The 19,660-nt window shown below is 61.4% G+C and carries 21 protein-coding genes; 3 read left to right on the forward strand and 18 right to left on the reverse strand.

All coding sequences use genetic code 11. The annotated features are described in order from the left end of the window. Positions 1–38: 38 nt before the first annotated feature. From AB8A50_RS20340 to cyoA, 7 genes are all read right to left on the reverse strand, one after another. The gene (locus AB8A50_RS20340; RefSeq protein WP_231078731.1) at positions 39–572 is read right to left on the reverse strand and encodes a response regulator transcription factor; all 534 of its coding nucleotides are present in this window, start codon (positions 570–572) and stop codon (positions 39–41) included. Beyond that, on the reverse strand, positions 562–1,935 hold the full coding sequence (locus AB8A50_RS20345) for an ATP-binding protein (protein WP_439078734.1): 1,374 nt from the start codon (positions 1,933–1,935) through the stop codon (positions 562–564). Before AB8A50_RS20345 ends, AB8A50_RS20340 begins: the two co-directional genes overlap by 11 nt. An 84-nt stretch (positions 1,936–2,019) precedes the next feature. After that, a complete protein-coding gene (locus AB8A50_RS20350) occupies positions 2,020–2,769 on the reverse strand; it encodes an SURF1 family protein (RefSeq protein WP_439080009.1) in 750 nt (249 codons plus the stop codon). Between the two features lie 71 nt (positions 2,770–2,840). Continuing rightward, complete coding sequence (gene cyoD, locus AB8A50_RS20355; RefSeq protein ID WP_093757703.1) at positions 2,841–3,230, reverse strand: cytochrome o ubiquinol oxidase subunit IV; 390 nt, start codon at positions 3,228–3,230, stop codon at positions 2,841–2,843. Further along, on the reverse strand, positions 3,227–3,859 hold the full coding sequence (gene cyoC, locus AB8A50_RS20360) for a cytochrome o ubiquinol oxidase subunit III (RefSeq protein ID WP_439078735.1): 633 nt from the start codon (positions 3,857–3,859) through the stop codon (positions 3,227–3,229). Before cyoC ends, cyoD begins: the two co-directional genes overlap by 4 nt. Then, a complete protein-coding gene (gene cyoB / locus AB8A50_RS20365; protein WP_439078736.1) occupies positions 3,856–5,880 on the reverse strand; it encodes a cytochrome o ubiquinol oxidase subunit I in 2,025 nt (674 codons plus the stop codon). Before cyoB ends, cyoC begins: the two co-directional genes overlap by 4 nt. 14 nt (positions 5,881–5,894) lie before the next feature. Beyond that, entirely contained in the window at positions 5,895–7,061 is a 1,167-nt protein-coding gene (cyoA, locus tag AB8A50_RS20370) for a ubiquinol oxidase subunit II (RefSeq protein ID WP_170849649.1), read from the reverse strand. A 178-nt stretch (positions 7,062–7,239) separates the two neighbouring features. Between cyoA and AB8A50_RS20375 the strand changes: the two genes are divergently transcribed. Continuing rightward, positions 7,240–8,574, forward strand: a complete 1,335-nt coding sequence (locus AB8A50_RS20375) for an MFS transporter (protein ID WP_439078737.1) — start codon at positions 7,240–7,242, stop codon at positions 8,572–8,574. 101 nt (positions 8,575–8,675) lie between these two features. On the opposite strand, the gene ccoS is transcribed toward AB8A50_RS20375, so the two are convergent. The 10 genes from ccoS to AB8A50_RS20425 form a co-directional block, all read right to left on the reverse strand. Further along, positions 8,676–8,831, reverse strand: coding sequence for a cbb3-type cytochrome oxidase assembly protein CcoS (gene ccoS, locus AB8A50_RS20380; RefSeq protein WP_089263381.1), 156 nt, complete (start codon positions 8,829–8,831; stop codon positions 8,676–8,678). Further along, the gene (locus AB8A50_RS20385; protein WP_439078738.1) at positions 8,828–11,092 is read right to left on the reverse strand and encodes a cation-translocating P-type ATPase; all 2,265 of its coding nucleotides are present in this window, start codon (positions 11,090–11,092) and stop codon (positions 8,828–8,830) included. The genes ccoS and AB8A50_RS20385 overlap by 4 nt, the downstream gene beginning before the upstream one ends. A gap of 70 nt (positions 11,093–11,162) precedes the next feature. Continuing rightward, complete coding sequence (locus AB8A50_RS20390) at positions 11,163–11,963, reverse strand: DUF2189 domain-containing protein (protein WP_089263377.1); 801 nt, start codon at positions 11,961–11,963, stop codon at positions 11,163–11,165. 16 nt (positions 11,964–11,979) lie between these two features. Continuing rightward, positions 11,980–12,195 carry a hypothetical protein gene (locus AB8A50_RS20395; RefSeq protein ID WP_439078739.1) on the reverse strand — a complete coding sequence of 72 codons (216 nt, stop codon included), beginning with the start codon at positions 12,193–12,195 and terminating at the stop codon, positions 11,980–11,982. Next, positions 12,192–13,073, reverse strand: a complete 882-nt coding sequence (gene ccoP, locus AB8A50_RS20400) for a cytochrome-c oxidase, cbb3-type subunit III (protein ID WP_439078740.1) — start codon at positions 13,071–13,073, stop codon at positions 12,192–12,194. The genes AB8A50_RS20395 and ccoP overlap by 4 nt, the downstream gene beginning before the upstream one ends. Next, a complete protein-coding gene (locus AB8A50_RS20405; protein WP_439078741.1) occupies positions 13,064–13,252 on the reverse strand; it encodes a cbb3-type cytochrome c oxidase subunit 3 in 189 nt (62 codons plus the stop codon). The genes ccoP and AB8A50_RS20405 overlap by 10 nt, the downstream gene beginning before the upstream one ends. Continuing rightward, complete coding sequence (ccoO, locus tag AB8A50_RS20410; protein ID WP_439078742.1) at positions 13,252–13,992, reverse strand: cytochrome-c oxidase, cbb3-type subunit II; 741 nt, start codon at positions 13,990–13,992, stop codon at positions 13,252–13,254. The genes AB8A50_RS20405 and ccoO overlap by 1 nt, the downstream gene beginning before the upstream one ends. 2 nt (positions 13,993–13,994) lie before the next feature. Further along, positions 13,995–15,653 (reverse strand): cytochrome-c oxidase, cbb3-type subunit I, encoded by a 1,659-nt coding sequence (gene ccoN, locus AB8A50_RS20415; protein WP_439078743.1) that lies wholly within the window; start codon positions 15,651–15,653, stop codon positions 13,995–13,997. Between the two features lie 241 nt (positions 15,654–15,894). Continuing rightward, a complete protein-coding gene (locus AB8A50_RS20420) occupies positions 15,895–16,269 on the reverse strand; it encodes a nuclear transport factor 2 family protein (protein ID WP_439078744.1) in 375 nt (124 codons plus the stop codon). A 93-nt stretch (positions 16,270–16,362) separates the two neighbouring features. After that, positions 16,363–17,322, reverse strand: a complete 960-nt coding sequence (locus AB8A50_RS20425) for a tripartite tricarboxylate transporter substrate-binding protein (RefSeq protein ID WP_439078745.1) — start codon at positions 17,320–17,322, stop codon at positions 16,363–16,365. A gap of 158 nt (positions 17,323–17,480) precedes the next feature. Here AB8A50_RS20425 and AB8A50_RS20430 point away from each other — a divergent pair, with 158 nt between their 5' ends. Next, positions 17,481–17,954: a DUF2867 domain-containing protein gene (locus tag AB8A50_RS20430; RefSeq protein WP_089263368.1), complete on the forward strand. Its 474-nt coding sequence runs from the start codon at positions 17,481–17,483 to the stop codon at positions 17,952–17,954. Positions 17,955–17,961: 7 nt separating this feature from the next. Beyond that, positions 17,962–18,504 carry a hypothetical protein gene (locus AB8A50_RS20435; RefSeq protein ID WP_184512420.1) on the forward strand — a complete coding sequence of 181 codons (543 nt, stop codon included), beginning with the start codon at positions 17,962–17,964 and terminating at the stop codon, positions 18,502–18,504. Here AB8A50_RS20435 and AB8A50_RS20440 read toward each other — a convergent pair. After that, the gene (locus AB8A50_RS20440) at positions 18,488–19,627 is read right to left on the reverse strand and encodes an FUSC family protein (RefSeq protein WP_439078746.1); all 1,140 of its coding nucleotides are present in this window, start codon (positions 19,625–19,627) and stop codon (positions 18,488–18,490) included. The genes AB8A50_RS20435 and AB8A50_RS20440 overlap by 17 nt on opposite strands. Positions 19,628–19,660 lie beyond the last annotated feature (33 nt).

The following is a 19,660-nucleotide window of genomic DNA, read 5'->3' on the forward strand; positions in this document are numbered from 1 at the left end:
AGCGGGGGCGCTGCTAGCTCACCAAACCTTCAGCGGCTTCAGTTCACCTGACGTTTTTCCAGCTTTCGTGCCAGCGTGCGGCGATGCATGCCGAGACGGCGCGCCGTCTCCGAAATGTTGAAATCGCTCTCCACCAGCGTCTGGTGGATGCGTTCCCATTCCAGCGTCTTGATCGAGGTCGGACGTTCCGTGAGCGCCACTTGCACATCGCCGGTCGCCTTCTGGAACGCTTCCTCGATATCGTCGGTGTTCGAAGGCTTGGCGAGGTAATGACACGCGCCGAGCTTGATCGCCTCCACCGCCGTGGCAATGCTGGCATAGCCGGTGAGCACTACGATCAGCATCTCAGGGCTCAGCGCATGCAACGCCTCGACACAAGCCAGGCCCGAGGCTCCGCCGAGCTTGAGATCGACCACCGCATAGCCCGGCACCTTGTCGCCGAGCACCTCGGTCAAGGTCTCGAAGCCCTCGGAATGCAGCACGGTGTAACCGCGACGCTCGAACGATCGCTTCAGCGTTCGCGCGAAACCCTCGTCATCCTCGACAATGACCAGCAGACGTTCATCCGACATGTTTGCGCGCTCCAATCGCGAGGGCGGATAGTGGTAGCGACAACGTCACGAGGGCACCGCCCACAGGACGATTCTCCGCCACCACCGTACCGCCCAATTTGCGGACGGCATTGACCACCAGAAACAGACCGAGCCCGCGACCGGACTGGCCCTTGCTTGAATTATAGGGCTTGCCGAAATTCGCCAGCATCTCCTTGGCGAAACCCGGTCCCATGTCGCTGACCTTCAGCACCAGCGAATCGCCATCGCGCTCGATGGCGAGGCGAACCCAGAGCGGCGATACCTCGTTGGCGTTATCGAGCACGTTGAAGATCATCTGCTTCAACGCCGAGTCCGACACGATCGGCATGTCCTCGCCGAACCGGTTCTCATAGACCAGCGTGTTGATCGAGCGCGCGCCGCGCCAGTCCTCGACCAGTTCGCCGAAGAAGCCGTTGACGGTCGTCACAACCGGCGCCTCGCCGCGCATGTCGCCCGCTGACATGAGAATTCCAGTGACGATCGACTTGCAGCGCTGCACATCGGCCTGCATCTCGCTGATCTCTTCCATCAGCTCCGGGTTGCCTGCAAGTTCCGGCATCCGGCGCCAGTCACTGAGGATCACCGACAGTGAGGCCAGCGGCGTACCGAGTTCATGCGCGGCGCCGGAAGCGAGCAGGCCCATGCGCACAATATGATCTTCCTCCGCGGCCTGCTGACGCAGCGCTGCTAGACCCTCGTCGCGCTCGCGCAGGTTTTCTGCAATGCGCGTCATGAAAACGACGATCAGCGCCGCGTCGAGCACGAAGCAGATCAACATGCCGATAATGTGCAACTGGAACAGATCGTCGCGCAGCGCGTCCGGTAGCGCCAGCGGACGATGAAATACAATCAGCCCGGCGAAGCATATACAGGCAACAACAACAACGACCCAGGTCGAGCGGCCGTTCAGCAACATCGCCCCGAGCGTAACCTGCAGGAGATAGAGCGATATGAATGGATTTGTGGCGCCGCCGCTCAGATAAAGCTGGGCAGTCAGCGCCGCGACGTCGAGCAGCAAAAGAAGGAGCAGTTCGCGGTCACGCGCGTCGGTCTGCTGACGCAGCCACTCCTGGCTGATGACGTTCAGAAATACTGAGCCGCACAGCACCATGACCATGGCCATCAGTGGTAGCGAAATGCCCATCACCAAATGCACGAAGCCGATGGTCAGAACCTGCCCGACCACTGCGATCCAGCGCAACTGGATCAGCAGATTGATGTTCTTGATATTGGTGGTCTCGTCGAGCGGCAGAGCCGTGACTGCAACGGGTGTGGTGACACCCGTCGCGTCGACCGGTGACGCGGCAACCGCACTGACGCCAGTGTCGTCTGGTGCGCCCACCTTGCTCTCTGCTCCCAAACCCGGCATCTCGCCCCGTCAGCTTGATCGGCCAGCCTCAATCGGACCGGCGCGCCATCCATGACGTCATACGCGAGGTAGTGATCTTTTCCGAATCCGCCACTCGTCGCGGGCGACGAACAGCGCAGCGCCGGCCAGCATCAAAGCGAGGCCGAACCAGGTGATGGCATAGACCACGTGGTTGTTCGGGAAGGCGATCACGGTCAGGCCGCCATGGGGCTGCCCCGGCGCGTCCAGCGCGGCATTGGCATCGATGAAATAGGGCGCGACAGCGCCGAGCGTCTGGCTGGCGGCAATCGCCTCGACATCGCGGGAATACCAGCGCTGGGCAGCGGGATCATTTGAGCGCAGGAACCCGCCCTTCGGTTCGGTGACGCGCAACAGGCCCGTCACCAACACCGGCGTCGCGGGCGCCGCGAATGCGCCGGCTTTGCGCTCATCCGGGCTGACGAAACCCCGGTTCACCAGCACAGTGTAGCCGGCCTCGGCGCGCAGCGGGCTCAGCACCCAGAAGCCGGCGCCGAGATCCGAGACAGCCTGCACCAGAGTATCGGCGCCCGGCACAAACCGCCCGGTGACGCTGACGCGACGATATTCATCGTCATTGCGATTGATCGCAGGCCACGCCGCAGGCCCGGGTGCAGCTTCGGGCGCGGCGTGGCTGCGCTGATCGACACGTGCGATCAGATCCAGTTTCCAGGCGCGGCGTTCGACCTGCCAGATGCCCAGCGCGGTCAATCCCGCGATACCGAGCAGTGCCAGCAGGCCCAGCACCGTGAGGGTTGTCGCGCTACGTGGCGACCGCCCGGATTCCATTTTCGATTCAGACGACTCCTGTCTGGCCGGGCGGCCTACGACGATCCCGTCGTTGGCGCGCGCCGTGGCCATCAGGGCATATTCCTCATGTCGTGAACCGGCATCATGTTGACGTTGAGGTGGTACATCACCCAGAGCGAACCGCTCAGCGCAATCACGACGATGATGATCGTGAAGATCAGCGCCATCATGGTCCAGCCGGCATCCGACGTCGTGTTCATGTGCAGGAAGTAGACCATGTGAACCACGATCTGCACCACAGCGAACGCAACGACGATCGCGATGGTCCAGTTCTTGTTCTCGATCGCGCCCGTCATCACCAGCCAGAATGGAATGGCGGTAAGGATGACCGAGAGGACGAAGCCAGTCATATACGACTTGAACGAACCATGGTCGCGGCCGTCGTCGTGGCCGTGGTCATCGTGACCATGTCCGTGCGCGGCATGTGCATCGGCGCTCATCGCAGCACTCCCAGCAGATAAACAAAGGTGAAGACGCCGATCCAGACGACGTCGAGGAAATGCCAGAACATGCTCAGGCACATCAGCCGCCGCTGGTTCGCCTCGATCAGGCCGAAACGGGCGACCTGCACCATCAGCGTCACCAGCCAGATGATGCCGAAGGTGACGTGCAGGCCGTGGGTGCCGACCAGCGTGAAGAAGGACGACAGGAAGGCGCTCCGCCAGGGGCCAGCACCTTCGTGGATCATGTGATGGAACTCATAGAGTTCGATGCAGAGGAACGCGAGGCCGAACAGACCGGTGATGCCGAGCCACATTTGGGTCGACTTCACTCTGCCCTTCATCATTTCCAGCATCGCGAAGCCGTAGGTGATCGACGAGAACAGCAGCATCGCGGTATTGAGCGCGACAAGCTTGAGGTCAAACAGATCCTTCGGCCCCGGCCCCGCGGCATAGCTACCGCCGAGCACGCCGAAGGTAGCAAACAGCATCGCGAAGATGAGGCAGTCGCTCATCAGGTAGAGCCAGAAGCCCAGCATCGTGCTGGAGCCGGCCGGATGATCGTGTTCGTCGACGACGTGGAAGACCGGGACTTCAGTGCCGTTTATCGTTTGGGTCGGTACGTTCATGACGCGGCCTGTACTGCGAGAAGTTTCGTACGCTCGCCTTCGGTACGGATGACGTCCTCCACCGGGATGTGGAAGTCACGGTTGTAGTTGAAGGTATGGAAGATCGCGACGCCGACGATGGCAACGAAGCTCAGGGTCGCGAGCCACCACATGTACCAGATCAGGGCGAAGCCCATCGCCGTGGCCAAGATCGAGAGGATCACGCCGGTGCCGGTGTTCTTCGGCATATGGATCGGCCTGAAGCCCTCCAGCGGACGCGTATAACCGCGGCGCTTCATGTCCCACCACGAGTCATTGTCGTGAATGACCGGGGTGAAAGCGAAGTTGTAATCCGGCGGCGGCGACGACGTTGCCCATTCCAGCGTGCGCCCGTTCCAGGGATCGCCCGTGGTATCGCGCAGCTTCTCGCGATTCCAGATGCTGACGGCGATCTGGACGAGGAAAGCACCGATGCCGATCGCGATCAGAACCGCACCGAAGGCGGCGATGACGAACCAGATCTGCAGCGACGGATCGTCGAAGGTGCGCAGGCGGCGGGTGACGCCCATCAGACCAAGCACATAGAGCGGCATGAAGGCGAAGTAGAAGCCGAGGACCCAGCCCCAGAACGAGACCTTGCCCCAGAACTGATCGAGCTTGAAACCGAAGGCCTTCGGGAACCAGAAATTGATGGCCGCAAAGATGCCGAACACCACGCCGCCGATGATGACGTTGTGGAAGTGAGCGATCAGGAACAGGCTATTATGCAGCACGAAGTCGGCCGGCGGCACCGCGAGCAGCACGCCGGTCATGCCGCCGATCACGAAGGTCAGCATGAAGGCGATGGTCCACATCATCGGCAATTCGAACCGGATGCGGCCGCGGTACATTGTGAACAGCCAGTTGAATATCTTCGCGCCCGTCGGGATCGAGATGATCATCGTCGTGATGCCGAAGAAGGAATTTACGCTGGCGCCCGAGCCCATGGTGAAGAAGTGATGCAGCCAAACGAGATAGGACAGGATGGTGATGACCAGCGTGGCGTAGACCATCGAGGTGTAGCCGAACAGCTTCTTGCCCGAGAAGGTCGAGGTCACTTCCGAGAACACGCCGAACAGTGGCAGGATCAGGATGTAAACCTCCGGATGTCCCCAGATCCAGATCAGGTTCACGTACATCATCGGGTTGCCGCCGAGATCGTTCGTGAAGAAGTTGGTGCCGACGTAACGATCCAGCGAGAGCAGCGCGAGAACGGCGGTCAGGATCGGGAAAGACGCTACGATCAGGACGTTGGTGCAGAGCGAGGTCCAGGTAAAGATCGGCATCTTCATCATGGTCATGCCCGGCGCGCGCATCTTCACGATGGTCGCGATCAGGTTGATGCCCGATAGCGTCGTGCCGACGCCGGCCACCTGCAGCGCCCAGATGTAATAGTCGACGCCGACATCCGGACTGTAGCCAATGTTTGATAGCGGCGGATAAGCCAGCCAGCCGGTCTTGGCAAATTCACCAACGAACAGCGACATCATGACAAGGATGGCGCCACCGGTGGTCATCCAGAAGCTGAAATTGTTCAGGAACGGGAACGACACGTCGCGCGCACCGATCTGCAGCGGCACGATATAGTTCATCAGGCCGGTGACCAGCGGCATCGCCACGAAGAAGATCATGATCACGCCATGCGCCGTGAAGACCTGATCGTAGTGATGGGCGGGCAGAAACCCGTCGGAGCCGTTGAAGGCCATCGCCTGCTGGGCGCGCATCATGATGGCGTCGGCGAAACCGCGCAGCAGCATGACGATGCCCAGCACCATATACATGATGCCGATCTTCTTGTGGTCCACGCTGGTGAACCACTCCTTCCAGAGATAGCCCCACAGCTTGAAATAGGTCAGCGCGCCGAGCAGCACGATGCCGCCAAGCGCGACCATCGCGAAAGTCGCGACCAGAATCGGCTCATGATATGGAAACGACTCAAGCGTCAGGCGGCCGAAGATGAACTTCGCAAGCCCGGTATTTGCCAGTGCGGCTGTATCAGACATTTAGATCGACCCGATCAGGTGTTGGAAGCGCGCCGCTCGGCAGGCGGCGGCGCAGGCGTGAAATTGAATGGCGCGGGGGCGGCACCTGGGCGCGCGAGACCAGCACCGGTGACCGGCGTCGGGTCGAGTGGAGTCGTCGTCGAGCGGTGATCGGCTGCTTCGCGTGCAGCCTCGGCGAGGGTGCAGACGCTGGCGACATAGTTCTTGGTCGAGCTGGAGCCGTCAAGCATCGAAATATTGTATTTCAGCGGCAGGATGTTGCGGGCGCTGGCGAGGCCGAGGCCCCCCTTCGCATCCATCGCCATCATTTCACTCATGCACATCTTGCCGGGCTGGGCGCACATGTTGAGGATCGCCTTGTAGAGGTCAGGCGCGACTTCCTTGTAGAGACGCACCGGCACATTCTCGCTGGGCTTTTCGAGATCCAGATAGGCCTCGCGGCTCAGCGTCTCATTGCTCGCCTTGGCCTTGGCGATCCAGGCATCAAAGCCGGCCTGATCGACGCCATGGAACTTGAAGCGCATGCCGGAGAAGCCGGCGCCGCTATAGTTCGCCGAGAAACCGTCATAAACGCCAGCCTTGTTGATGACCGCGTGCAGCTTGGTTTCCATGCCGGGCATCGCGTAGATCTGGCCGGCGAGCGCGGGGATATAGAAAGAGTTCATCACCGACGAAGCAGTGATCTTGAAGCGCACCGGACGATCGACCGGCGCGGCCAGTTCATTGACCGTAGCAATGCCGTATTCCGGGTAGAAGAACAGCCACTTCCAGTCGAGCGCGACGACTTCGACCTGCAGCGGCTCAAGAAGGCTCGCAGCATTGCCGGGCGCAATCCGGTCGAGCCGACGATACGGGTCTAGCAGATGCGTGCTGGACCAGGTCACGGCGCCGAGACAGATGATGATGAGGAGGGGCATCGACCAGATGACGAGCTCGAGATGGGTCGAGTGATCCCAGTCCGGCTCGTATTTCGCGTCGGCATTCGACTGCCGGTACTTCCAGGCGAAGAACACGATCAGAGCCATCACCGGCACGATGATCAGCAGCATCAACACCGTGGAAATGACCACGAGATCGCGTTGCTGCACTGCGATGTCACCCGCAGGATTCATCACGACGAAATTGCATCCGCCCAGCAAGGCAACCAAGGGCAGCAAAAGGAGTATCCGTAGGCGGCTCAAGGTGTTACCCATTCGATAATGTCCGTACGCGCGCACGGTTAGGCGTATTTGCTGCAGGGCAACATTGGACAATTTGTCCAATGGTCCGAAGACGCGGTTCGCGACAAATCGTCAACCTCGCGTCGCCCTTTGGGCGTCGATTGCATGACCTTCAACACAGCACCGACGGATAGAAAAAATGGCGCAGACGTCATCGACGATTGAACGGGACGCACGCCTTCTGCACGCGGATGGCCACGGCGCCGTGAATCCGGGCGAGATCGCCATTGGCGTCATCATCGGCCGGACCTCCGAGTTCTTTGACTTCTTCGTCTATGCGATCGCTTCGGTGCTGGTGTTTCCGAAGCTCGTCTTCCCCTATCTCGATCCGCTGACCGGCACTCTCTATTCCTTTGCGATCTTTTCGCTGGCATTCATCGCCCGCCCGATCGGCACGATGATCTTCACGGCCATCGATCGCAGCCAGGGCAAAGGCGCCAAACTTACCATCGCGCTATTCCTGCTCGGCATTGCCACCGTCGCCATCGCCTTCCTGCCCGGCCACGAATCCATCGGCGTCGCATCGGCCTGGCTGCTGGCTGCTGCACGTATTGGCCAGGGTATTTCCTGGGGTGGCACCTGGGACGGCCTTGCTTCGCTGCTGGCGCTCAATGCGCCGGAAGGCAAGAAGGGCTGGTACGCCATGATCCCGCAGCTCGGCGCGCCGATTGGCCTTCTGGTGGCGAGCGCGCTGTTCGCCTTCTTCGTCGACACTCTGTCCGCTGACGACTTTCTCGACTGGGGCTGGCGCTATCCGTTCTTCGTTGCTTTCGCCATCAACGTCGTCGCCCTGTTTGCGCGCCTGCGCATGGTGGTGACGCCCGGCTACACCGAACTGTTCGAAGCCCGTGAACTCGAGCCGTCCTCGATCACCGAGACGATCGCCCAGCAGGGCCGCACCGTGGTGATCGGCGCATTCGCACCACTGGCGAGCTTCGCACTGTTCCACATGGTCACAGTGTTCCCGCTCTCATGGGTGTTCCTGTTCACCCGCGAAGCACCCGGCCGCTTCCTGATCGTCGAATGTATCGGCGCCGTGTTCGGCATCATCGCCATGATCGTGTCGGGCTATGTCGCCGACAAGGTCGGTCGCCGCACGCTGCTGACCGGTTCGGCGATTGCCATCGCGGTATTCAGCGGCTTCGCACCGCAGATGCTGGACGGCGGCATCGTCGGCGAACTGGCCTTCATGGTGACCGGCTTCATCCTGCTCGGCCTGTCGCTCGGTCAGTCGTCGGGCTCGGTCGCCTCGAGCTTCTCGAAGCGCTTCCGCTACACCGGTTCGGCGCTCACCACCGACCTTGCCTGGCTGTTCGGTGCCGGCTTCGCACCATTCGTGGCGCTGGTGATGTCGAGCCGCTTCGGCCTGTCCTCGTCGGGCGTGTATCTGCTGTCGGGCGCAGTCGTGACCCTGCTTGCGATCTCGATCAACCGGCAGTTCGCCAGCCGCGACGCCTCGGCGATCCAGCCGTAAGCAACACTGTCGCTAAAGAAAGAGCCCCAGTTCTGATCAGAACCGGGGCTCTTTCTTTTTGTTCTGGCTTATTTCCCTGACGCGAACCGGCATCTACTTCGCTAATGCGACAGCGGCACATCATCCTGATGCAGGATGCGTTCGGCGGCACCCTGCAGGTCGTCATACTGGCCTGATTTCAGCGACCACAGGAACGCCGCGAGGCCGCACAGGCCAAGCCCGATGGCGATCGGAATCAGATAGAAATAGTCTGTCATTCCGCCGGCTCCATTCTGACCGCCATTCGCGGCGTTGATGCGCTCGCGTCCTGAGACTTGTCGGACTTGCCGCGGCCACGCAGCCGCAGCGCATTGGCGACAACCACGATGGACGAACCGGACATCGCGATCGCCGCAACCAGCGGCGTGACATGGCCCATGATCGCGATCGGCACCGCAATGAGATTGTAGCCGACTGCCAGCGCGAGATTCTGCCGCACGAGATGCCCTGCCTCGCGCGAGACCGCGATTGCCTGCGACACGGCCGACAGATCCTCGCGCAGGAAGACGAGATCTGCGGCGTTGCGCCCGACATCGGCGGCCGATGCCGGAGCCATCGACGCATGCGCGGCCATCAGCGCCGGCGTGTCATTGAGACCGTCGCCGACCATCAGGACCTTCTTGCCGGCCGATGCCAGCTTCGCCACATGCGCCGCCTTGCCGCCCGGCAGCACGCCGGCGAAATATGGCACGCCTATGCCTGCAGCGAGTGTCCGCACCGGCGTCTCGCGATCGCCCGAGACAACCTCGACAGCCAGTCCGCCGCGCTTCAGGTCGCCGACCGTTTCAGCCGCGCCCGCACGCAACCGATCCTCGAAGCGGAAATCCGCCACGCATTGTCCATCGCGCGACAACACGACGGAAGAGCCATCGAGATCCATACCGCTGGTATCGGTGAGGGCCCATTCCGGCCGCCCGAGGCGCAGCACGCTGCCGCCGAGACGCGCTTCCATGCCGCAGCCCGGATGTTCGGAGACATCATCGAGCGCAATCGGAGTCGTCGTTGTTGAAACGGCAGCAGCGAGTGCACGCGAATAGGGATGACGTGAATGCGCGGCGATCGCGCCGGCCAACGCCAGGGTCGCAGGATCGACGTTGTCCGAATTGACGACGCGGGCATTGCCAAGCGTCAGTGTGCCAGTCTTGTCGAACACCACCGTATCGATCTCGGCGAGACGCTCAAGCGCCCCGCCATCCTTGATCATGATGCCGCTCTCAAACAGCCGCCGCGCAGCAACCACCTGCACCATCGGCACAGCTAAGCCAAGCGCACAGGGACAGGTGATGATCAGCACCGCGACGGCAATAGTGATCGCGCGATGAACGTCGCCGGACACGATGAGCCAGCCAACCAGCGTGATGGCCGCGGTAAGATGCACCACCGGCGCATAGAGCCCGGCCGCACGATCGGCGATGCGGCGATAGACCGAACGGCCCTGCTCTGCGGCTTCCATCATCCGCAGCATTTCCGCGAGGAACGACTCGTTGGCCGAGGCTGTCGCCGTGATGATCAGAGGCCCTGTGAGATTCAGCGTACCCGCGCGCAGCACTGAACCCGGCAGAGCCGGCTGCGGCACGCTCTCACCGGTGACCAGCGAGACGTCGAGTTCCGACAGACCCTTGGTCACCTGCGAATCGACCGGCACGCGCTCGCCGGCAGCGAGCATGATGGTCATACCCACAGTGATTTCGCCGACCGGCAGATAGGTCTGCGCACCGTCACTCTGCAGAACCAACGCGCCCCGCGCCGCCAGGCGTGCGAGCCCCTTCACCGCGACACGCGCGCGCTCACGCATCATGTGATCGAGGGTGCGGCCGATCAGTAGAAAGAACAGCAGTGTCACGGAGGCATCGAAATAAGCATGCGGCCCATGGATCGCGGTTTCGTACAGGCTCATGCCGAAGGCCAGCAACACGCCGAGCGAGATTGGCACATCCATATTGGTGCGACCGTGACGCAGTGCCTGCCAGGCCGAGCGAAAGAATACCCGGCCGGAATAAATCAGCGTCGGCAGCGCGATCAGCGCAGAGATACCGTGGAACAGATCGCGCGTCGCGGGCTCGGCACCAGACCACACCGAGACCGACAGCAACATGATGTTGCTGGCCGCAAAGCCCGATACCGCGAGCGCACGGATCAGTTCTGACAGCGTCGTATCCGTCGCATCGCCATCGACCTCGAACAGATGCGCTTCATAGCCAACATTGCGTAGCGTTTCGATGAAAGGCGGCGGTGCGGCATCGGCGCGCCATTTGATGGTGACCCGCTTCGTGGAGAGATTAACCCGTGCCCATGTCACGCCATCGAGCGCACCAAGCGCTTGTTCGACCGTGCGAATACAGGCGCCGCAATGAACGTCCGGCACCGAGAGATCGGTCTGCCTCAAACCGCCGGCAATGGTACGGCTGACCAGCAGGACTTCGCGCGGATCCGGCGCCGCCAGTATGGCCAATTCTGCTCCTGAGCCACAGCAACTCATCGGAGACCTCGTTTCTCACTTTACACATGATCCTTTCGGAAAACCGGTTCCCACTTTTCCGGATCATGCTTTAGCCAGTCACCTCGACGCCCGGCTTCATCGCCACATAGGCGTGCCATGTCCCGTGACCGAGCACGGGAAACACGACGATCATACCGAGCAGGCCGGTCATGACATTGATCAAGAACAAAGCCAGCGCGATTCCCGCCCAGGTCAGCATGACCGGCAGATTGGCCCAGACCATCCCCATGCTCGTGCCCATGGCGGTGAGCGCATCGACGCGCTCGTTGAGCAGCATGGGAATGGCGAACACGCTGATCGCAAACGAGAATGCCGCGAAGATGCCGCCGACCGCGGTGCCGGCGATCAGCATCGCCCACCCGATGGGTGTGGTGAACAGCATGGAAGCGACGCCATCGAGGCCAGGAAACGGGTTCATGCCGAAAAACAGCGCGTAGATGATCACCGCGGCGCGAATCCAGACCAACATCAGCGAGCACAACAAAAGGCCCGCGAATAGCAACTGCCCACCCGACTTCGGCCGGACGAGAATCATCTGCAACAGCGAGACACGCTCATGGGCGGCGATCCGGCGACTCTTCTCATAGAGTCCGATGGCGAGTACCGGCCCGACCACCATGAAGCCGGCAAAGGCCGGAAACAGGATGTAGTCCCAGCCAAAGGCGAACAACCCGCCGACCAGGACGACCGAGACCGCGAAAACGAGCACGCCATAGCTGAGGCTCACCGACGGGATAATTGTCAGATCGCGCCAGCCGGCTTTGAGCCAGTCAAAGGCGACAGATGGCGCGACATGGCGATTCCACGACACCGAGGGCGGCAGCGGAGGGGCAACGGCTGGAAGAGTCATCTTCGACCTCGCAATCTCAATGACGCGCCGTGCATGACGAGGACGCCGCACTGAATTTGCCGGCTTCCGCGACACTGGCGCCGCGCTTGACGTGATCGATACAGTCGGGCTGCGACGAGAACGCCACATAGACCATGTGCGCATTGGCCATCAGCACCAGTAGCAGACCGGCAGCAATCGCCATCCAGACCCAGACCTTCGCGTTGACGTGCTTCATCGCTGCTACATTCATGGCCCGGCAGCCCTGAGGTTGACGAGATAGAGCGCGAGGATCTTGCGATCGAGCGCCGACAGTCGCGAATCCCAGCTCGGCATATGACCTTGCCGGCCACCCCAGACAGTCGTGAAGACCGACTGGGCGTCGCCGCTATAGATCCAGAAATTGTCACGCAGGTTCGGCGCACCGAGTTCGATATTGCCGGTCGCGTTCTCGCCGTGGCAGGCGACGCAATTGTCGGTGAACACCGCCTTGCCGCTGGCGAGCTTCGCGGGCGCGATCGCCTTGGCCGCCGCGGGATTCGACAGGCTGCGGACATAGTCGACGACATCGTCGATCTGCTCGCGCTTCAGCATCCCGTCACGGCCGAAGGCCGGCATCTGCGAGGTCCGCGAGTCCTTGTGCGGCGAATTGATGCCAACGCGGATCGTCTCAGCGATCGCATCGGGCGTGCCGCCCCACAGGAAGGCCTGCGACACCAGCGTTGGAAAGCCGTTGCCGCCCTCGGCGGTGCGGCCATGACAGGCCGCGCAATTATCGCCGAACAAAGTCGCGCCGGTCTGCCGCACGATCTTCATCAACTTCTGATCGGCCTGGATAGCTTCGAAGCTTTCGGTCTCGATCAGCTTGCTCCACTTGGCGCGGTCCGAGGCCGCGTCCTTGATCTGCTCGGCCACGACGTTGCGCTGGTCGATCCTGAGCAGGCCCTTGGTATAGGTCATGCCGAGCGGCCAGGCCGGCATCAGGATCCAGTACACGACCGAATAGAGAAAGGTCGCCCAGAGGAAGAAGACCACCGCACGCGGCACCGGCGTGTTCAGTTCCTTGATGCCATTCCATTCGTGACCGGTGGTGAGATAGCCGGAGACGGGATCGCGTTCCTCTACTGCCATCGCTTCGCCTCGTATGGCTTGTCCTCAACGGAAGGATCGAGGATCGACTGCGCCGCAGAGTCGAACGACTTTTTGTTCTTCGGCCAATATGCATAGACCACCACGCCGATCGACATGGCGATCAGATAGAACAGCCCGAAGGACTTCGCGAACCAGACAGTGGCCTCGTGCTCCATCATCACTCTCTCGCCGCAGCCGTTTTGGCCTTGTGAGCCGCATCGGTCAGCTTGCCCAAGATCTGCAAGTAAGCGACCAGCGCATCCATCTCGGTGGGCTCGCCGGGCTGGCCATCGAAGGCGCGCACATTGGTCGCCTCGCCATAGCGTTTGGTGACGCCTTCCGCGAAAGGCGTATCCGGCGTTGTCTGGCCATAGGCATCGTTCGACGCGTTGGCGATCATCTCATCCGTATAGGGCACGCCGACCTTGCGCAGCGCGGCCAGATGCAGGCCGAGATCGTCGATCCGCGCCTTGGCGCGCGTGAGATAGGCGTAAGGCGGCATCACGGATTCCGGCACCACGTCGCGTGGATTGATCAGATGCTTGACGTGCCATTCGTCGGAATATTTGCCGCCGAGGCGCGCGATATCCGGTCCGGTACGCTTCGAGCCCCACAGCATCGGATGGTCGTATTTGGATTCGACCGCGAGCGAATATGGCCCATAACGCTCCACTTCATCGCGCAAAGTGCGGATCATCTGCGAATGACAGGCATAACAGCCTTCGCGGATATAGATATTGCGGCCAGCGATTTCGAGCGGCGTATAGACGCGCATATCCGGCGCGTCTTCCACCGTCTGATGGATCGTGAAAAGCGGCACGATCTCGATGAGGCCGCCGATGCTGGCGGCAATGATGATGCCGATGGCAAGGCCCATCGTCTTGCGTTCGAGCTTGTAATGCAGACCGAACAAACCCATCGTCATTCTCCCGGCTGCAGCGCAGGCACGCCAGCGGGCTGTGCCGCCGGACGATCTGCGGCACGTTCATCGGCCGGCTGATCAGCAGTGCGGATAGTCATGACGATGTTGTAGAGACCGATCACCGCACCAGCGAAGAAGAAGAACCCGCCGACCGCGCGCGCAACGTAATAGGGCTTCATCGCGATCACTGTCTCGATAAAGGAATAAGACAGCGTGCCGCTGCTGTTATAGGTGCGCCACATCAAGCCCTGGATGATGCCTGAATTCCACATCGCGAAGACGTATGTGAAGAGGCCGGCGACAGCGAGCCAGAAGTGCCATTCGACGAGCGCCGGCGAATACATCCGCTCGCGCTTCCACAGCCACGGCACCGACGCATAGATCGAACCGAAAGTGATCATCGCCACCCAGCCGAGCGCGCCGGCATGGACGTGGCCGACGGTCCAGTCGGTGTAATGCGACAGCGAATTCACCGAACGGATCGCCATGAACGATCCCTCGAACGTGGTGAGGCCGTAGAACACCGCAGCCACCATCATGAAACGCAGCGTCGCATCGTCGCGCACCTTGTACCAGGCGCCGTTCAGCGTCAGCAGAGCGTTGCCGGCCGAGCCCCAGGACGGAATCAGCAGCATCAGCGAGAAAGTCATGCCGAGTGTCTGCACCCATTGCGGCAGCGCCGTGTAATGCAGGTGATGGGAGCCCACCCACATATACATGAAGGTGATGCCCCAGAACGAGATGATCGACATCCGGTAGGAATAGATCGGCCGACCCGCGCGCACCGGCAGATAGTAATACATCATGCCGAGGAAGCCGGAGGTGAGAAAGAAAGCGACGGCGTTGTGGCCGTACCACCATTGGGTCATCGCATCCTGCACGCCGGAAAAGGCCGAATAGCTCTTGGCGTGACCGAACGAGACCGGCATCGCCAAATTATTGACGGTATGCAGGATCGCCACCACCAGGATGAAGGCCATGTAGTACCAGTTGGCGACGTAGATATGCGGCTCCTTCCGCCGCGCCAGCGTCCGCATATAGATGACGAAATAGACGATCCAGACGATTTCCAGCAGGAGGTCGGCATACCATTCCGGCTCGGCATATTCCTTCGACTGGGTGACGCCCATCAGATAGCCGGTGGCGGCGAGTAGGCAGAACAGATTGTAACCGAGCAACACGAACCACGGGCTGATCTGATCCGGCAACCGCGCGCGCGAGGTGCGCTGGAGCACATAAAGCGAGGTGCCAATCAGTCCATTGCCGCCGAAGCCGAAGATCACTGCGCTGGTATGCGCGGGGCGGATGCGGCCGAAGCTCGACCAGCCAGCATCGAACGTCAGATTGGGAAACACCAGCTGCCACGCGACCCAGTCGCCGATGAACATGCCGATGACGGCCCAGATCATCGCTAGAATGATCGCCAGTTTGGTAGGGTCATCGTAATACAGCGCGAGCCGGGCCTCGTCCGGCTCCGGCTCGTAATAGACATAAATGACACCGAAGGTGCCGGCGATTCCCGCCAGCATGACAATCGCACCATGGACGCCGAGCGGGTCCTGGCGGCCGGCGATCGCCATCGCGAGGCCGCAAATCGTGAGAGCCAGCAGGATGATGAGCGCGAGCTGCCGCTCCGATTTGGTCAATTGCGCGATCATCCGGTCATCCCCTACTCGTCTCGCACCGGCTCGTCAGGCAGGACGCGCAGCGCCCGATCGGCACAGAGCATCCTCACACCATCACGACTAGCTCACTGCGCCGCCACAGCGATTGACTTAGGTCAAGCCCGCGAACGGATTCCGACCGGGATCAATCGCAATTTTTGATACTTACAACCAATGTCGCGCAACCGAACCTGGCGCGTCTCTTCTACAGGTGCAGACAGGATGCTTGCGCCTGTTAGTCCTTCACGTCGTAGCGATAGGATTTCGAGACGATCTGCCAGCCATCGGCCAGCTTCATCGCAATCAGGTAATCGGTGAAATAACGCGGCGGCAGCTGGCAGCGCACCTTGATGAAGGCCGTCTTGTCGTCGGAGCGATCAATGGTGACAATGAGGTCATCGCGGGTCTTGCCATCGACCTTGCCCGAGGTCCGCGTACGAACCATGGGCATCCAGTCCGGCATGGTCAGCACTTTCAGCTCGCCATTCTCGACCCAGCGCAGGTCCGCGGTCGGATGAAAGATCGCGCCGAGCTTGTCGGCATCGGCCTCGTAGAGGCCGTCGAAATAATGCTGGATCACCGCTTCAACGGTCGAACGATTATAAGCCAACTTAGTCCCCCACTCACAATCAGACTGGAACCCTTATAACACAGAAGCGATGACGGCCATACCATACCGTTGCATGGGTGGTCCGGCCTTAGATCACTTGCTGTCGCCCAGCATCTTTCGAAAACGTTCGATCTCCTGCGGCACGAAATGCGCAAGATAGGCCGGCGCCATTTCGGCATCTGCGGCGGGCATCGAGCCGAGATCATCGAGGCGTTTCTGATAATCGGGATTGGCAACGGCAGCGCGCATCGCGGCATTGAGCTTCGCGATGATCGACGCAGGCGTGCCCTTCGGCGCGAACAGCGCATACCAGCCAGATATTTCAAATTGCGGCAACCCGGCCTCGCTGGCGGTCGGAACGTCAGGCAGATGCGGCAAGCGCGTTCTGGATGCCAGCGCAATCGCGCGAATGAGACCGCTCTGGATGGCCGGCGTCACCGACGCCGAGGAATCGCAGATGCCATCGATCTGCCCACCTATCAGATCATTCAGGGCCGGACCGCCGCCGCGATAGCCGACCAGCGTGACATCGATGCCCGCAGCCTGAACGAAAGCCTTGCAGAATAGATAGTTCTGCGAGCCCACGCCGGAGTGGCCGATATTGAGACGGCCGGGATTCTGTTTCGCATGCGCGATGAATTGCGCGAGATTGTCGGCCGGAAAATTGCGCCGGATGGCAACCATAGCCGAACTCTTGTTGAACATGCCGATGCCTGCAAAATCCGACGGCGCGAATTTCACATCGGGCGTGAACAGGTAGACCGCAGTATTGGTGCCGCTATTGCCCTGCACGATGGTGTAGCCGTCAGGCGGGGCCTGCGCGACGCGAGCCAGCGCCACGGCCCCGCCCGCACCGCCGATATTTTCGATCACGATGGGCTGACCGAGATGCCGGCTCATCTGTTCGGCAATCAGCCGTGCGTTGACATCGGAACTGCCGCCGGCAGCGAATGGCACAACGAGCGTGATGGGACGGGTGGGATAATCCTGTGCGGATGCACACAGCGGCGCGATCAGCACCAGACAGAGCGGAGCAAGCCTGAACCAAGCCATCCCAAATCCTCCCTGACCAGGTCTTGTCTAAGTAGATCTTTGCCTGATTTTTCCGTGATCTTAGGGAGTATCCGGCGCCGGATGCAAAGACATGTTATGCTGCAGAGCGGCGTAACCGACGGCGTGCGGCGCCGTTCCTTGACGTCTACGGAGGTCCTATGACCATCTCCATGGTTCACCCAACGATCGATACCAAGAGCCTGCTGACCGGCGCACAATTCGCCGACGCCTTCAGTATCACGACCGAGACGACGGACCTGACCGCCCGCGACGCCGCCACCCGCATGCTCAGCCATTCTCCGCCTTGGGTGGACGCCTTGATGCGGCTGCGGGATCTGATCGTTGCGCCCTTCGGGCTGAAGACGGCGCAATCCGCGCGTCACGCCAATGTCGACAAGGTCGGCTTTTTCCCTGTGCTCAGCGAGACGCCGCAGCGTCTGATCGCGGGCTTCAATGACAATCATCTCGATTTTCGCGTCGTGGTCGATGTCGCAGCGGACGGTACCGGCCAGCGCGTTACGGCAACGACCGTCGTGCTGATGCATAACTGGCTCGGACGTATCTACCTGACGGTCATCAAGCCGTTTCACCGAATGGTGGTCCGTTCCATGCTGCGGCAGGTCACGCGCTGAATTTGCCGTGGCAGCCGTGGGGAACCTGGGTCATCGCAGCCCGTTAGCCCATATGCCATTTACAGAGATTGATCCGCAGAACGAGGAGCTGAAAGTCACGCTGGCGCACGCGTTTGACGCCGCTTGGCAGCCCTTTGTGACGCATGAAGGCGAGTCCGCGGACACGCCCGAGAACCGCCGCCGCCTTGCCGCGCGGATTGTCGCCGTGGCGCGGTCAGGACAGATCGATGAAAAGGCGCTCAGCGAGGCCGGATTGATTTACCTCCGCGTACTCGCCGAGGCGGCGCGGCTTTCCGCCCGCATTCGTGACGTCGCATCTCCCGATCTGGCGCCCCAAGCTGACGACCAACGAAACCAGTCGTTCGGCCCGGAGACGGTCGCTGCGATGTCCACAGCGCTGGATCGCTGCCTCGATGAATTGCCGCTGCGGATTTCATCGGACGCCGTGCAGTTGCTCTCGAGCAGTATTCTCGATGAAGCATCGCGCGGGGAGCGCGACCCGGAAAAGCTGCAGCTCCACGCCTTGGCATTGCTCAAATCGCGTCAGTAGGCTCCTTGCTCACCGGATCCGTCTCGGCCCATTCGGCGACGCAACGTTCGAGATCCTTCAAATTCTGCCGCATCTGTTCCAGCGAAAAGCCGATCGCGAAGAAGCGCTCGGCTACATCGCCGGGTAATCCGCGCGTTAGCCCCTCTTGCCGAAGCGCACCGACCTCTCCTGCATAAGCCTGTAGTGCGGTCTGCACCGGCCAGATCGCCGGCGCGCCGGTGCCGCTGCGCAGTGCTACGGCGGTCGAATGCAGAAACGTCGTCATAGCATCGCTAACCCGCGACAGCGGACCCGCCAGCCTGACCTGCAACGCGGATGGCAACGGCACCACAGTGGACCGCCCGATCATGACCAGGTCATGCCGCAGCCGCAGCGTTGTGCGCAGCAGCGGGCCAGTGTCAGGGCCGCTGGACAGATGCGCCGCACGCTCGCGCTCGGCTTCGGCGCCGATCGCATTCAGATTGGTGAGCGCATGGCCGATGCCATCCTGCAACCGGTGCAGTGCCTCATTGTCGCGCCCGCGCGTCAATGACGCCAGCAGTTCGGTCAACGCCGTTGCGATCAGATCGAGCGCTTCCGCCGAACTGGCCCGGACTTGGCTATGCGCCCGCGACGGCAGCACCAGGAACGATACCAGAAGACCTGTAACGGCACCGACCGTGACTTCGAGCACACGATCGATGGCGGATTCCAGCGGCGTGTTGTGGTTCATCATCGGCAGCAGCAGCACGATGATGGCCGTCACGGTCGCGACATTGAGGCTCGGATTGATCGCCGCGATGAAGGCCAGTGGCGCCACGGAGAGCACAAGCACCGCGAGCAGCGCACCTTCATTGGAATGCGGGATCAGGATCGCAACCGCGCCGCCATAGATGGCGCCGCCGATCGTGCCGACCAGATAATCACGTGTTGCCTTCAGCGACCGCCCGACACTCATCTGGGTGACAATGATCGCCGTCAGCACAGCCCACAGCGGCAGTTTCAGCCCGACGGTCAGGGCTATGATCAGCGCAGCAAGCGCCGCCGTGGTCACCCGGACGCCGAGGCCGAGTTCGACCTTTCGCGCCCGGAAGAAGGCAACCACCCGTTTCAGGAAGCCGAGAATTCGCTTCGATGCGGACATGTCAGAATTGATCCCTGAAACGGATTTTGACGA

The sequence above is a fragment of the Tardiphaga sp. 841_E9_N1_2 genome (assembly GCF_051811065.1).
Taxonomy (GTDB): domain Bacteria; phylum Pseudomonadota; class Alphaproteobacteria; order Rhizobiales; family Xanthobacteraceae; genus Tardiphaga; species Tardiphaga robiniae.